This is a genomic window from Dyadobacter sp. 676, assembly GCF_040448675.1.
Classification (GTDB): domain Bacteria; phylum Bacteroidota; class Bacteroidia; order Cytophagales; family Spirosomataceae; genus Dyadobacter.
Genome location: NZ_CP159289.1, coordinates 7216046 through 7231653, shown reverse-complemented (window position 1 = coordinate 7231653; position 15608 = coordinate 7216046). Strand labels below are relative to the sequence as shown.

The window sequence follows — 15608 nt, the reverse complement described above, 5'->3', positions numbered from 1 at the left end:
GGTGCTGCACAAGCTGTTAATCAGTGACAGGCAAAGGGGAAACCCTTTGTCTGATTTACATAAATCAATCAAATTAGCAAGCACAATAGTTATGCATTTATTGGTGAAGATCGTTGTTGCAATGATAGTCGTTGCTCCATTTGGACTTGCAAACGGGAAGTGTAACAATTTCCAACACTCGGACAATTTTATTGTAGTCGACGTAAAATTGACTGATGGAAATAGGCTTTACTATATTGATGATTTCGGAAACTTGGAATTTTTAAAAAGCGGAGTAAACAGGTTCGATGACACATCCGATCTTCAAGTCACAGATAATCGATTCAAAATAGACTATTTCCTTAAGAAAGGTGACCGAATCACAGTTACTAAATCAAATGAGTTTGTCAAGTTAGCTTCACAAAATAGTGAAAGGGACAGGGAGCTAATGTTCCCACTCGCCTTTTTTAAGAAGTTTGATTCAGAGTCATTTAATCAATTGTCTTTTCAACGTTCCTTCTTGGGTAAGGAATATGTTGCCAATCCCAAATCTCGTAACAACGCTTTCGAAAGTCAGTATAGAGATTACGATGGCTTTATAAAGCAATACGCAGCGGAAAATCATCTTAACAATCACTTTGTGCAATTTTATGAAGCTGTGGAGCTCTTTAATGTCACCGAGCGAAAGCTACGTTTTGGAAATGTGGTGTTTCCAGCCCAGTATATCAAAGACATGACGCAAGAAGCGGAGACAAGCCTCAAAGAAGACCGATTCCTTTTTTTAAGTTCGTATAGGAACTCGGCAAACGCTTGTTTGTTCGCTCTTAGGAAACTATATCCCGAGACAGCTGTACGAGATATTTTGGCGAAGCATTTTTCCGGTCAGACGCGAACCTACTTAGTTGTAAGTATATTGAATAGTCCGAGAAATACTGGCCCCATGTTTAAGCTAACTAAAAAAGAGCGCGACCAGTTAGTCGCTGATGTTGCGGCTACTCATGAAGATTCAAAGTATTCAAGATATTTGTCCACTATAGACAGGATCAGCTCGATTAGTATCCAAGGCGACGATGTCATCACTTCGTCCGGAAAAAAATCGACTTTCGGAAAAGCCACTGGCAATAAGATAACGTACGTTGATTTCTGGGCCTCTTGGTGTGCGCCTTGCCGAGAAGAAATGCCTGCATCCGCTAGGCTCAGTGATCAGTATTCAAGTAAGGGAATTAACTTCGTCTATATCTCAATCGACAAAAATCCAGCTGCTTGGCAGAAGGCGGCGCATCAGATCGGCCTTAATAAGGACGCAAGCTTTCTTATGCCCAAAGGAATACAATCCGCCATTCTCCGAAAATATGGTGTAAAGTCGATCCCGAGATATATGATTATTGATAAAAGCGGCAAGGTGGTCGATTCTGATGCACCGCGACCGTCAGATCCGGCAATTAATCAAATCTTTAATCGACTCAGTTTCTAATCAGGCTAAGCGGATATTCTGGAAGACTTGTTGTCTTTTTCGTATCGGCCTGACGTATGAGTGCTCGGTTACAAGAATTTCTTTCGACTTCGACAAAGTACCTTATGTTTGCATCTGGTGCTTGAAGTAGGTTTGTTCATTTTGATACTTAGAATGAAATCTTTCCCTTTTTTTAAACAGCTTGATCAGATGGATTGTGGCCCAACATGCCTCCGGATGATTGCACAGCATTATGGAAAGCATTACACAGCACAAACACTTCGGGAAAGGGCACAAATTAGTCGAGAAGGCGTCTCAATGTTGGGCATTTCAGAGGCCGCCGAATCGATCGGGCTTCATTCCTTAGGCGTTCGCATTCCGATAAAAGTCCTAATTGAGCAGGTTCCCTTGCCTTGTGTGTTGCATTGGGGGCAGAATCACTTTGTTGTCCTACACAAGGTGTCTAAAAAGTTACCGAGATCAGGTAGTTCATGGCCCAATCTAATGAGGCGTCATCGAAATGACGAGAGTCCAAGATCAGGCAGACCAAGCGGCGAAGGGTCAAATTTGAATGACGAAAAAATTATCTTCCACGTCGCCGATCCAGCCCAAGGATTGATGAAGTATACGTTTCAAGAGTTCGAGAAGCGCTGGTTGGGCGAAAATGAGCTAGGAAAAGAGGGACTGGCTATGGTCGTGGAACCCACACAAGCTTTTTTTGCCGACGAGGGAGAAAAAGCTAATGGCCTCCAGCTTAGTCAACTTGTCTCATACCTCTGGAAGTACAAAAAGCTACTGGTTCAGCTTGGACTGGGCATGTTGGTTGGAAGTGCATTGATGGTGTTGATGCCTATCCTAGCTCAATCCGTTGTAGATGTTGGTATAAATGGACAAAATCTTCCATTTATTTATTTGGTCCTAGTTGCACAGATGACGCTAGTTTGCGGAACTGCGTCCGTTGATTTTCTCCGAAGTTGGATTTTGTTGCATATTAGCACTCGAATCAACCTTGCTATTTTATCTGAATTTCTTGCGAAGCTGATGAACCTGCCGATTTCATTTTTTGAAGTGAAGCAGTTTGGTGATATCATGCAAAGAATTGGCGACCATCACAGAATCGAAGCTTTCTTAACGGGACAAACTCTCAATATTCTTTTTTCATTTGTTAACCTGCTGGTATTTGGGGTCCTTCTTGCCTTTTATCACGTATCAATTTTTTCCGTGGCCATTATCTCGGCTGTTATTTACTCTCTTTGGATTGCTGCTTTTTTAGGTAAACGGAGGACAATTGATTCACAACGTTTCGATGTACAATCGAAGAATCAGAGCCAGATAATTCAACTGATTCAGGGAATGCAAGACATTAAGTTGTCGGGAGCGGAGATTTCTAAACGGTGGGACTGGGAGAACGTGCAAACTACCGTGTTCAAATGGAACGTCAGGTCACTATCTCTTTCCCAAATTCAGCAGGCCGGCGCTTTGTTTATCAATCAGGGTAAGAACGTGCTAGTCACATTTCTTGCGGCAAAGGCTGTTCTAGATGGTCAGCTAACGATTGGTGGGATGATGTCCATTCAGTACATCCTAGGCCAATTCAATTCACCGATTGAACAGTTGATTGGATTTATCCAAGCTTTGCAAGATGCACGCATGAGTTTAGAACGGCTTAATGAGGTGCATTCGCTCCCTGACGAAGAGAACGCAAGCCTGCCTGGTCGAACGGTTTGGGAGATTGCACAGGATATCAATTTTGAAAATATCACTTTTGCCTACCCAGGTGCTGGCAATGAGCCAGTGTTAAAAGATATTACTTTAAAAATCCCTTATGGCAAAACAACTGCGATTGTAGGGACAAGTGGAAGCGGTAAGACCACCCTGCTAAAGCTTTTGCTCCGATTTTATCAACCGAATGAGGGCGCGATCGTCTTATCAAATCAGGGTAAATTTACTAGTTCGAGTGAAAGAGAAGTTCTAAGCAATCATGTTGGGTTTGATAGGATGGCCCTCGACCTTAAAAATATTTCGCATAGAGCGTGGCGTCGACAGTGCGGCGTAGTAATGCAAGATGGATTTATTTTTTCTGATACGATTGCTAAAAATATTGCTGTAGCCGACGAAGTCGTTGATATGACAAAGTTGCGCCAAGCTGCGATGCTTGCCAATATCCATGAATTTATTGAGTCGCAACCACAAGGATATTTTACAATTATTGGTGCAGCAGGCAAAGGGCTGAGTCAAGGACAACGACAGAGAATTTTGATTGCGCGGTCGGTTTATAAAGATCCAAGCTTATTGTTGTTTGACGAGGCCACCAATTCGCTCGATGCCAACAATGAGGCGATGATTGTAAGGAAATTGGAGGAGTTTTTTAAGGGAAGGACAGTTGTTGTGGTCGCTCATCGTTTAAGTACGGTAAAGCATGCAGACCAGATTATTGTACTTGAAGGAGGCCAGGTTGTTGAAACCGGCACCCATTCTGAGCTAGTTGCAAGACAGGGTAAGTATTTTGAATTAGTAAGTAACCAATTAGAGTTAGCTGTATAGAAATTGTGAATGGTATCGTTTATCCAAAAGATTTTACATCATCGGAAGAGCAAAGTAGGCAGCTTGAGGAACATCATATTGAGAGGTTGCCCGAACATTCGGTAAAGATGCAAGCTGTCCTGGGACGCCCCCCGCATTGGCTTATTCTTTGGGGCAATACGATGTTTATCTTATTAATATTATTACTATTCACCGCCATGTGGTGGATCCGTTATCCTGATGTAATTACCGCACCTTTTCTACTCTCTTCAGCCAATGCTCCCAGACGGGTCGTTGTTAGAACAGAAGGAAGGCTAGAAAAATTATCGGTAGCGGATGGAGAGTTAGTAAAACGGGGGCAGATTATTGGATACTCGGAAAGTACTGGAAATCCCAAACAAATTCTAAGACTAGAGGAGCAGATCGACGACGTTTATCGACTCATTATGACAGGTGATTGGGAAAAGCTAAATGTTTTGGTTTTGAGTACTTTTGACACCTTGGGCGAAATTCAGTTAGACTTTCAAACTTTTCATCAAGAGCTTTTAAAATTACAGGCGGTTTTAGCTGATGGCTACTACACGCAAAAACGGCATTTGTTAATTGAGGACCAAAATGACCTAACTCAGATGGACGAGCTGATTAATGAGCAATTAACAATACAAAATCAAGATCTGGAGCTCGCGGCAGATGAATTTAGGATACAATCTAAGTTACATGATAATAAAGTCATTTCTAGTGTAGATTTTATGAAGGAAAGAGCAAAATTATTAGCTCGGGAGATGCCGGTCAAAAGCTTAAAGTCAGCAAAGATACAAAACCAGTCAGCCCGAAAACTCAAACAAAAAGAGCTTCTCGAACTCGATGCTACGGTCAGAAGCCAGAAGCTAAGCTTTCATCAATCGATTCAGACATTGAAAAGTTCTATTCAAACTTGGAAAAATAAATATTTAATATTTGTACCAGTCGATGGGAAAATATCATTTTCAGAGCCATGGCAGGAGCGTCAATTTCTAAATGCAGGTCAAGAATTGATGACGGTAGAACCTTTACATGGTAAGTACCTCGGATTAGTCAAGTTGCCTCAGCCAAACCTAGGTAAATTGCGCGAGGGGCAAACGGTCTTAATAAAACTTGACGGCTATCCATTTCGAGAATATGGTATTCTTGAGGGATCCCTCGCAAAACTTTCCATCACTCCTGGTAGCGACAGCGCTTTTTGGGGCTACGTCACACTACCCAACAAGCTTGTGACCAAGCATGGCCATCAATTACCTTTCAGGAATGGAATGAAGGGCAGTGCAGAAATTATTACTTCCGATAGAAATTTATTGCAAAGGCTCTTTGCCACTTTCCGGCCCGGCAACTTTTAATGGATATTAGGCGAGGCGGATATTGTCAACGTTTAGCTCAGGCGGAGAACCGACGGATAACCCATATATTGAAGCACTTAATGACAAGTATCGAACAAGTGTTTGTCCAAAGAAATAATTGAAGACTTTCAATCATACTTCAACCACCTTAGGAAACAGCACACTGAATGATTTAACCTGGAGAAAGAACTTGTTAATTTGCATCAACAAATGTATCCGGCCTATCAAGTGCATATTTTTTAGCAGCGGCCGCCTGATTACTTTTGGCAAAAACATAACGCATTATGGATCAGTCAGAAGAAATGTTCAAATTAGTGAGACAATGGCGTAAAAGTGGCCTGAGCCAAAGTGAATTCTGCAAGTTGCACGGCATGACAGTAGCTAAATTTGGCTATTGGGTCGGAAAGGAAAAGTTGGTTGAAAAAGCGACGGGTTTTGTTCGTATATCCGCCCAGCGTTCGGCCATGGACAATGCTTATGAAGTCATTTATCCAAATGGCGTGCAGGTAAATTATCAGGGCGGTGATCTGACGGTGCTCTCTGAGTTGATCCGGCTTTACTAATGTTTAGTCTGGGTTCATCCCACCAATATTATCTGTACCGAGGCGATTGCGATATGCGTAAAGGTTTTGATGGACTCTGTGGCCTGGTGGATTCCGAGTTAGGTAGAGTGGCCACCAGTGGCGAAGTTTTTATCTTTCTTAACCGAAGACGGACCCATCTTAAAATGCTGCATTGGGAGCCGGGAGGCTTTGTACTTTATTATAAAAGACTGGAAAGTGGCACCTTTCCCTCCCCTAAAAAACAGGCAACCGGAAGTATTTCTTGGAGCGAACTGGTGCTGATGATCGAAGGAATCCAGGTACTGAAAAGCAGTCGTAGAAAGCGTTTTATTTTACAGCAATAAGTGCTTTTGCTAGCTTTAAAGGCTGTTTTTCCGTACTTTTAAGTATGCAAAATGCCCCGCTGGAAACGCTGGATAAAGACCAATTGCTCGCTCTTTTAAAAGAACGGGATCAGCAGATATCGGGTTTAACCCAGCAGAACGCATACCTGGAATCTCAGGTAGAGATGTACAAACGGATGCAGTTCGGTCAAAAGCGTGAACGCTTTGAAGGAGATCCGGCCCAGATTGCGCTTCCCTTTGAAGCTCCTAGCGAACAGGCTGCTGCACAAGAAGAAATTCTGCATGAAAAAATCAGCTACATCCGTAAAAGGCCAAACCATAAGGGCCGTGCAGCACTGCCTTCTCATTTACCCGTCGAAGAGATCGAGATTTATCCTGCCGGTGATCTTTCTGAAATGGTATGTATCGGCAAGGAAGTTACTGAAGAGCTGGATTACGAACCCGCACGCTTTTTGATCAAAAGATATATACGCTATAAATATGCACCCAAAAATGGTGAAGGGGTCAGAATCGGTCAACTTCCCGAGCGGGTCATCGACAAAGGAATACCATCTGCGGGACTGCTGGCTAGCATTTTAACCGATAAATACCAAGACCACCTTCCACTTTACCGGCAGAAGCAGCGTTTTGCCAGGGAAAATATCCAGATCGCATCTTCAACACTTGAAGGATGGACCAAAGAAGCGCTGATCAAGCTGGAACCGCTTTATGAGCAACTGGTCTTTGATATGAAATCGAAGGGCTATTGGCAGGTGGATGAAAGTCCGATTAAAGTACTGGAAACTGACAAGAAAGGCGCTTGCCATCAGGGATACTATTGGGTCTACCACAGCCCTTTGGATGATGTCGTTCTCTTTGATTACCAACCGACAAGAGGCTCAGCAGGAGCGAAGACGATGTTGGAAAGCTTTAAGGGCTATCTACAGACGGACGGCTACGCAGTTTATGAAAAGCATGGGAAGCGGAAAGATGTTATCCATCTTGCTTGCTGGGCGCATGCGCGTCGGGAATTTGAACGGGCCCTGGACAACGACAAAACCAGGGCGCAAAAAGCACTATCGATGATCCAGCAACTGTACGCTGTGGAGCGGAAAGCCCGCCAACTGATGCTGGATGCTGTTGAAATCAAAGAGCTGCGGCTAACAGAATCCCTTCCAGTTATCAACGAGCTGGGCAAATGGATCTTCGAACAAATTAAAAGTACGCTCCCAAAAAGCCAGATCGGAAAGGCGATGCAGTACAGTTACGGCCGTTGGGATGCACTCAGTGCCTACTTATACGACGGAAATCTGTTGATCGATAATAATCAAATTGAAAATTCTATACGCCCGTTGGCCCTGGGCCGGAAAAACTATTTATTCGCTGGCTCACACGAAGCAGCACAGCGGGCTGCTATGATCTACTCCTTCTTTGCTATCTGCAAAAAACACAACGTCAATCCCTACAATTGGCTAAAAAACACTCTACTAAACATCTCCACAATCAATCATAAAAACATCACTGACCTGTATCCGCAACACTTTAACAAGGTTCACCAATTAACAAATACGTAGTTGATAGGCCGGATACGATGTAGCTGATTTTTTCATGCAGAATTTCTTCTTGTGCAGCAGCCTGTTCGCTAGGAGCTTCAAAGGGAAGCGCAATCTGGGCCGGATCTCCTTCAAAGCGTTCACGCTTTTGACCGAACTGCATCCGTTTGTACATCTCTACCTGAGATTCCAGGTATGCGTTCTGCTGGGTTAAACCCGATATCTGCTGATCCCGTTCTTTTAAAAGAGCGAGCAATTGGTCTTTATCCAGCGTTTCCAGCGGGGCATTTTGCATACTTAAAAGTACGGAAAAACAGCCTTTAAAGCTAGCAAAAGCACTTATTGCTGTAAAATAAAACGCTTTCTACGACTGCTTTTCAGTACCTGGATTCCTTCGATCATCAGCACCAGTTCGCTCCAAGAAATACTTCCGGTTGCCTGTTTTTTAGGGGAGGGAAAGGTGCCACTTTCCAGTCTTTTATAATAAAGTACAAAGCCTCCCGGCTCCCAATGCAGCATTTTAAGATGGGTCCGTCTTCGGTTAAGAAAGATAAAAACTTCGCCACTGGTGGCCACTCTACCTAACTCGGAATCCACCAGGCCACAGAGTCCATCAAAACCTTTACGCATATCGCAATCGCCTCGGTACAGATAATATTGGTGGGATGAACCCAGACTAAACATTAGTAAAGCCGGATCAACTCAGAGAGCACCGTCAGATCACCGCCCTGATAATTTACCTGCACGCCATTTGGATAAATGACTTCATAAGCATTGTCCATGGCCGAACGCTGGGCGGATATACGAACAAAACCCGTCGCTTTTTCAACCAACTTTTCCTTTCCGACCCAATAGCCAAATTTAGCTACTGTCATGCCGTGCAACTTGCAGAATTCACTTTGGCTCAGGCCACTTTTACGCCATTGTCTCACTAATTTGAACATTTCTTCTGACTGATCCATAATGCGTTATGTTTTTGCCAAAAGTAATCAGGCGGCCGCTGCTAAAAAATATGCACTTGATAGGCCGGATACGTTGCTCTGGCGAAGTAGAATGAGCTGCCATCACCATCAATAATCTTATTGGCACGAAAAGTCATGCTTGAGACGCATAATGGCTAGTCGGGCTGACATCCAGGTCAGGCAATTTGCAGACTTCATATTGGCCTTCAGCCGCGAACACAATTTGTTGGAATGCGTCGGTGTGTACGACAATCCAAGGTACCTGACCGTCCGGTTTGCCCGTGTGCTGAGGAAGAACGTGGGCATCAGGCTCCTGATCTTGGTACAGACCGACGGTGATAAATATTAATGCGCAGCGTAAAGCGACTATGTTTTCACGACTGCAACCGAAAGATCCTTGTTGGCAAACCGGTTTGGCCTGTTTGGAACGATTTTTAATGGCTGATTCAGAAAGAATAGTTAGCCTTCGGGCCAAGTAAAACGAATGTAGGCATCACATGTTCGGTTGTAATCTATTGCTGCGTTCCGAGGACTGCCGTATGGCCGACTATGACAAAGCACTACTATTTCATTTTAACGAGCGTGAAGGGCAGACCCATAATTTATTCCATAACTGAAACCTCACCCGCGTGAAACCAGCCGAATTTCAATATATTGCTTTTTAGCATTTCAGGGTTATCTGAATAGGCGACGATAGCGAGGCTCTCTTTGGCGCGGCTGCAGGCAACGTAAAAGAGCCTTCTTGTCCGGTCGATACCGCTTTCTTTACGATCTTCTAAATTTTTCTTGTCTGTTTCGCTAAGATCTTTTGTTCCGAACAATTTGTCGTAGCTGAACATAAACCCTCTGGCCTCGTCGTCATCAATTATTACCATGACGCGAGGGTACTCTAATCCCTTGACACCTTGATGTGTTCCAAACTTCGACTTTTCGGAAATGTATTTATGATAATTTATGATACATGAAAATGGGGCCTGTAGTGCGTTTCCCAACGCGACTAACAGATCATCATCTACTTCTTCCTCCTCGTCGTCCGCCGCATCGTGTAATTTTTCCTTTGCTAATGCGTTTACTCTTGCTTCCTTCGATATAACCAAAGAAAGATTATCCGAGATTTGAAACAAGGATGAGTTATAAACTTCTTTGGCGATTTCAATCAATTTCGGATCTCTGCCTCCTTCCCACAAGTCCAACAAATTTCGCACTTTCTTACCCATCATATCTATCTCGTCGACTTGATTCACACTTGCTAGCAAGGCCTCTCGCGTTAGAGAAGGCGCATTTGCTTTCACAATCCTTGCTATTGAAAACTGATCGCCACGTTTATGTGCGTCATACAGAGGAAGTATGATTTTAGTGAACAAGCTTATACTCGATAAACTACCGTCAATTAATCCAGTTTTAAACCTGTCGACTCTGTAGAGTGGTTCAAAGAATTCCATGAAAGATAGGCGATTCGCCGCCATGTGGTGTTCCAGAATTAAGAACTTTGTATCAATAGTATCGGTCGTCCAAAGCTGGTCTGCAGTCACCGACGCCATTTCCGAGCACACATTTTCTTCGATCGCGGATTTATCGCTACCTCGCTTCGCAATAAAAAATCTAACATATCCGTCTCTTTGCTCGGTCCTTGGTATCTGTTTCTGATCGTCAACATTCTTTCTAATGTCATTGATTAAATTGATAATACGCTTACTTGACCGATGATTCATCTTCTTTGCTGGTTGAAGCCAGTCGGCAGGAAGTTCAGTGCCTAAGTTCTCCTTCCCATCGGAGTAGATTCGCTGCATGGTATCCCCAAACAATCCGAGTGTAAGGCAATCTCTCTTAGCGTGTTGTAATGTAAACAGCGCATCTACTAGTTCCTTCTTTGTATCTTGACTTTCATCGACAAAGATTATTGGAAATTTACATGTCAATATGTCTTGCATCAGCGGCTTACTCTGAATAAAGCTTGCCGTCATACTGATTACCTCAGCATGGTTTATAGAGTCCTTTGTAATATTGTCTCCATTGGGGTTGTAGGTGAACCTCACTACGTTATCAAGATGCACTAGTCGTTTCTTTTTAGAATCGATCCTGAGGGCTCGAGCAATGGAGGTCTTGTTGTTGAGATTTCGGCTTTTTGATTGCTCCTCCTCAAGAATCTTGATTTCCTCGCTGAGATTGAATTTGAGCCAATAGCGTATATCATGCGTAAAGTTTTTAACCAGTTCCCAGGAAAAGCTATGGATAGTGCTGACAACAAATATGTCATCATGATCTAGTCGATGAGTGATTTCGTCAGCAGCAGCATTTGTGTAAGTTATGATTGCAACTTTCTTTCTCAACAGACGAAATCTGTTGCCGTGGTTAAGTTTGAATTTTGTTAGAACGTTAACTAGCGACCTTGTTTTCCCAGATCCGGCTCCCGCAAACAGAAAAAAGCTTTTAGGAGCCGATGGTGTCAGACAGTCGTATATTACATCATCAACCGTATCATCGATGCTGTTGGGTGCAACCTGTACCATAGTTAGATTCGGCTAAATTTTTCCGTGAGTTAAAGGGGTTTCCCAGCGGCTAGTTTGCCTTCCAGCCAATTCAATCCTTCTTCGATATATAGGGGTGTTTTTAAGATGTTTGGGTCTTGAAAATAGAATAACTCAAGGGCGAATTCTGCCTTTTTAGCACCCTTCTCAGTTATTTCCTTATACATCAACTGGGCTGACTTTTCAAAATCTGTTTCTTTGGCAGCAGCACACATTTTTCTCAACAGACCGGTACCCTTTTCGAGACCTTGAAATAACCCTCGGTTTTCAAGAACAAGCGAATCTTCAAACGTGTACGGGTAGACAATAGATTCTTTTTCTCCGTTCATCTCACTCACCTTAAATTGATATGCTACTCTGACGGGATAGCTTTTATCGACCTTAGCATCCTGTGAAAATCCCAAGAGTTTGTCTAGATCTCTTGTTCCCGGAAGCCATTCCGCTAAAGTGTCATTTCCCGACTTGAAGCCCTTTCGAAGTTCGGGGGGGCACTTTACTATTATGATTTTCCGGATCAATTGAATCAATATCCGTTATGATTAGACTTATTATCCCCAAGCTCTCGATAAGCGGTTTTAAAGTATGAGCGTGGCTGCCTCCGATTTCCAGTATGGAGATGTAGCAATTACTCATTTTAGTGTGGTGTTTAATAAAGTAGGGAATCAGCATGCGTTCTGCTGGGCCCTCAACCATAATTACCGCGTCAGCAAAAAAAAGATCACTATGTGTTGTCTTAAGGTATCGAATGGCAAATTTAGTAGTCTCAGTTTCATCACCGAACGTCCTGGATAAATTGACAACTTTCGAAGTGTGCAGGCTCTTCCCATGCTCAATTTGCCTCTTAAAGTATCGCAAGCAGTTGAAATCGACTTCGTGTGCTATGTGATTTGAATGTGTGCTAATGACTAGCTGGGTGGTGAAATTATTATCGCTTAGATTATCATGCCGCCGCAGAGTATTAAAGGCCTGCTTGATAAAAACCTGTTGGACCTGTGCGTGTAAATGTGCTTCAGGCTCTTCGATCAGGACTAGGTGCAATGGTTCAAAGCTAAAATCGGACTCTCCTGATGCCGTCTTAATTCCCTTTCCAACCTGCATCCATTCATCCCTAAACCGGATTAGTTTAAATATAATGGATATAAGATTTTGGTAGCCCAGTCCATTATATTTCTCTGGCAGCGAGAGGTCCAACATACTTTCATCCAGAAAATATTGCACTGCGGATTCATGACTCAATCCTTCGACAGTATTGATTATGGTTGAGAGCTTTATTTTCGGGTTCCCAAAGCCGGGGTAGTTTAGGAATTCAAGCTCTTTAAGTGGAGCCGCAAAACTTTGTTTTAGATTGTCATCAAAGGATTCTTTAGCATTATAGATCATTTCCAATGCACTCAAATCCGCTTCCGTAGGGTTAATGGCTGGGTTCAAGTGCTTATCATAATAACTTCTTAACTGGCTGGATAAAGTTTTGTTGGTAGTAGATGCATCTGCTAATTCGGAATTCGGATCGGAAAATCCTCGTTGCGCATTTATAATATCAACTTTTATAAGCCCGTTAAAGGCATCTATGTCCAATGGCAGATTTGTCGATTCAAGCTTTTGAGGCGATTCGTGTAGTTCCGGATTAAGTAGATATGTTCTTACAGTAAAGAATTTTCCGAGATGTTTATCTAGGAAATCCCAAAGGTCTTTTGGCCATAAGTTTATTTTTCCTTCTTTTTTTTTGGCGTTACTTACCTTTTTTGAATTATTATACTGTGTGCTGAATTCGTTGTATAAATCAAGTAAATTTTCTGGTTCAAATCGTAGCCGGATCCCTAGCACGCCGCCTGTCCATTCAAGGGTCGGTATTAAATGACTAACATAGTGAACCTCTTTTGAACTGACATTGAGCCATACGTCCAATGTCGGTAAATACTGCTCCCATTGATCCATCCGCAAGTCAAGTTTGGCGAACTCTGCTTCATTTGCCCATACGTAGCCAATATCATTGATCGAGCGCCAGTTTGAGATGGTAAAATCTCGAGTTGTGAATTTATGCCGCGCTTTTAAGAATAGAATCAGCGCGTCCATCGCTGTTGTCTTTCCGCTGTTATTAGGCCCAACGAAAATTGTTTCTTTCATTGAGAACTCTATGCGGCAGTCCTTTTAGTTTTCTGAAATTTTGAAGATGTACAAAACTGATATTCATGAAGGGGGTATTTAGGCTGTACTTTTAGATAGCAACTGTTTGATTGTCGGATGCGGCTAAGCCGACTTGAAACCGAATACATTTAGCGCCGCAAACAAATCCTCCTCAAAAACCACTTCCGGCCCGGCTCCTTTCTTCTTCATACTCATTGCTTTCTCCACCTTTCGCCCGTACATTTCAAATGCCCACGCCGGATTTCTCTTCTCACATACTACTAGATATTGAAGCTTCGCCGTAATAGAGTTTGTCGCAAAACCGCCGTACATCTCAACAATCTGTGCGAGCTCCTCCCGAGAATACTTTTCGGATTTACCGGTGAAGCAAAAAGTAGACTCTTGTATCACAATTGCTACTTTCTCATTGGAAAGTTTCATCGCGATGGACGTTCTCCGTCCCTGTGGCGCCCCTAGGCTACAGACTGACTGACAAAAATCCAGCAATTGAGTCTGCCGTTCTGCGCTCAGGTGCTTTTCTGTTTCAACCTGCGCAATGATCGGTACCAGCGTGTCAAACGGCCAAACTTGCGTAAGCGAAGCGTTTTCCGAGGTCCAATTTCCAAGCGCAATTAACTCTTCAACATTAATAGATTTATCGGCCGAGATCCCTGCCAGAAACCCACTTAACTGTTGAGCCGACGAGGTGATCACATCGTAGTACGGACTATTATGGTCGAGATAGCTTCTACATAGCCAAATCAAATCTTCGGCTTCTTCCTCTGTAATGACTCCATCACTGATGATTTCATTGATCTTGTCGACCAGCTTAAAGTAGGGCGCTTTCGTACGTAACGTACCGATGGAATTGATCCACGAGCGCAGTAAGTCGATTTCTGTTTCGTTAATATGTCCGTCGGCCTGTATGCCTACAATGTATCCGTAAAGAGTGTTCAGATCTTTGTGCAGCTGTGCAGGGCCGCAGAAAATCGAGTGCGAATCGTTGTCATAGGATTGAAAGAATGTAGTATCAAGCATCGTGAAGTCGAGTTAGGCTTACATTCAAATAAAGTAATTTAAGTAACCAAGCTAATCTGAGATGCTCATGAATTGATTAAACGGTCAAACCATCGTATCGACAAATCACCTGATTGCCTTATCGAGTCACCGTTAGTGAGAGAGTATGAAAAGTAACTGATGGTGATTAAATTGCTAAATGTGTTATCTGATTGTTAGACCATGAATCTTCACTCCACCATTCGGTATCCGTTTTTTAAATTCATAATTGAAGAATTCTCCGGCACTTTTTACGAGGACGATTTAACCAGCCTGAACAGGCTTCTGATTCTCTACCATAATAGGTATTCATTTACGGTTAGGAGGAACGACGTCGGCGAGTTCATTACTTCGTACGAGCAAGGCATTTCCGGGCCTGACTGGCTGCACTGGTGGTTCGGTCCATCGAAGCGTGTTAGGGTCCGCCAAGTCAAGCGTCGCACAGCATTCACGCTTCTACATAATCGAGAGGTAATTGAACAGCTTTTGACAAGGGAGGACTATGGGTCTGAGAAAGCCATCCACGATACTATCACTTCAATTTCAAACTGGGTTCAAACGTTATCCCCTGAGGCAGTAGCGGAGAAATTGCTTGACTTAGATCGATGGCGAAAGGAGTTGGAACTTTTAGTTCAACAATTACCAAAGCCAGAAGCTGCTACAAAGAGGGCAGCGCGTACCCGGGTGTCGGAAAGCTTCCAGGAACAATTTATAGACGGAGAAACTGACGAAAGGTTGCTCAAATTTAACCGCTTGAAGCGTATCTTGTTGACGGAACGATGGATTGTGCCGATCGGCGACACGGATACTTACCGGTATTGCAAACAATCCAAGGGTGGAAGGCTTTACATCGCCGCGCTTTACTACGTTCTAATGGAAAAACATTATATCAAGATGACAGCAGATGCGCCGCAGATTGCCGCATCCTTCAACTCTTGGTTGGTGCATGATTTTGAACAAAGCTCCTTTGTGAAAGCCTTTCAAGCGGAAGAGCTAAGTCAATTCGATGGGGGAGATAAAAAATCCTCGCACAAAATATTTAACAGAGGTCAGATTGCTCCTTCGAGACTTCTAAACTAAATTCTTTTCATTCCCGAGCGAATAGCAGGAAGGAAATCCTGCTACCTGACTCTGAATTTTGCCAGCATGTTTTCTCAAACAGAAAGGCAAA

The 15608-nt window shown here is 43.2% G+C and carries 14 protein-coding genes; 7 read left to right on the top strand and 7 right to left on the bottom strand.

The window, feature by feature from the left end; genetic code table 11:
- Positions 1-46 precede the first annotated feature (46 nt).
- From ABV298_RS31715 to ABV298_RS31690, 6 genes are all read left to right on the top strand, one after another.
- Positions 47-1453, top strand: a complete 1407-nt coding sequence (locus tag ABV298_RS31715) for a TlpA disulfide reductase family protein (protein WP_353720111.1) — start codon at positions 47-49, stop codon at positions 1451-1453.
- 153 nt (positions 1454-1606) lie between these two features.
- Positions 1607-3976: a peptidase domain-containing ABC transporter gene (locus tag ABV298_RS31710; RefSeq protein ID WP_353720110.1), complete on the top strand. Its 2370-nt coding sequence runs from the start codon at positions 1607-1609 to the stop codon at positions 3974-3976.
- Positions 3977-3981: 5 nt separating this feature from the next.
- Entirely contained in the window at positions 3982-5328 is a 1347-nt protein-coding gene (locus ABV298_RS31705) for an HlyD family efflux transporter periplasmic adaptor subunit (RefSeq protein ID WP_353720109.1), read from the top strand.
- A gap of 284 nt (positions 5329-5612) precedes the next feature.
- The gene (locus ABV298_RS31700) at positions 5613-5891 is read left to right on the top strand and encodes an IS66 family insertion sequence element accessory protein TnpB (RefSeq protein WP_188939487.1); all 279 of its coding nucleotides are present in this window, start codon (positions 5613-5615) and stop codon (positions 5889-5891) included.
- Entirely contained in the window at positions 5891-6235 is a 345-nt protein-coding gene (gene tnpB, locus ABV298_RS31695) for an IS66 family insertion sequence element accessory protein TnpB (protein ID WP_262892458.1), read from the top strand. The genes ABV298_RS31700 and tnpB (ABV298_RS31695) overlap by 1 nt, the downstream gene beginning before the upstream one ends.
- A gap of 44 nt (positions 6236-6279) precedes the next feature.
- Positions 6280-7788: an IS66 family transposase gene (locus ABV298_RS31690; protein ID WP_353719830.1), complete on the top strand. Its 1509-nt coding sequence runs from the start codon at positions 6280-6282 to the stop codon at positions 7786-7788.
- On the opposite strand, the gene ABV298_RS31685 is transcribed toward ABV298_RS31690, so the two are convergent.
- The 7 genes from ABV298_RS31685 to ABV298_RS31655 all read right to left on the bottom strand — a co-directional run bounded on the left by ABV298_RS31685 (position 7757) and on the right by ABV298_RS31655 (position 14419).
- Positions 7757-8062 (bottom strand): transposase, encoded by a 306-nt coding sequence (locus ABV298_RS31685; RefSeq protein WP_353720108.1) that lies wholly within the window; start codon positions 8060-8062, stop codon positions 7757-7759. The genes ABV298_RS31690 and ABV298_RS31685 overlap by 32 nt on opposite strands.
- Positions 8063-8106: 44 nt before the next feature.
- Positions 8107-8451, bottom strand: a complete 345-nt coding sequence (tnpB, locus tag ABV298_RS31680; protein WP_262892458.1) for an IS66 family insertion sequence element accessory protein TnpB — start codon at positions 8449-8451, stop codon at positions 8107-8109.
- Entirely contained in the window at positions 8451-8729 is a 279-nt protein-coding gene (locus ABV298_RS31675; RefSeq protein ID WP_188939487.1) for an IS66 family insertion sequence element accessory protein TnpB, read from the bottom strand. The genes tnpB (ABV298_RS31680) and ABV298_RS31675 overlap by 1 nt, the downstream gene beginning before the upstream one ends.
- A 602-nt stretch (positions 8730-9331) precedes the next feature.
- Entirely contained in the window at positions 9332-11239 is a 1908-nt protein-coding gene (locus tag ABV298_RS31670) for a UvrD-helicase domain-containing protein (protein ID WP_353720107.1), read from the bottom strand.
- A 29-nt stretch (positions 11240-11268) separates the two neighbouring features.
- Positions 11269-11661 (bottom strand): hypothetical protein, encoded by a 393-nt coding sequence (locus ABV298_RS31665; RefSeq protein WP_353720106.1) that lies wholly within the window; start codon positions 11659-11661, stop codon positions 11269-11271.
- A 46-nt stretch (positions 11662-11707) separates the two neighbouring features.
- Positions 11708-13393 carry an AAA family ATPase gene (locus tag ABV298_RS31660; RefSeq protein ID WP_353723279.1) on the bottom strand — a complete coding sequence of 562 codons (1686 nt, stop codon included), beginning with the start codon at positions 13391-13393 and terminating at the stop codon, positions 11708-11710.
- Between the two features lie 111 nt (positions 13394-13504).
- On the bottom strand, positions 13505-14419 hold the full coding sequence (locus ABV298_RS31655) for a BRCT domain-containing protein (RefSeq protein WP_353720105.1): 915 nt from the start codon (positions 14417-14419) through the stop codon (positions 13505-13507).
- A 201-nt stretch (positions 14420-14620) separates the two neighbouring features.
- Here ABV298_RS31655 and ABV298_RS31650 point away from each other — a divergent pair, with 201 nt between their 5' ends.
- Complete coding sequence (locus tag ABV298_RS31650) at positions 14621-15517, top strand: hypothetical protein (protein ID WP_353720104.1); 897 nt, start codon at positions 14621-14623, stop codon at positions 15515-15517.
- Positions 15518-15608 lie beyond the last annotated feature (91 nt).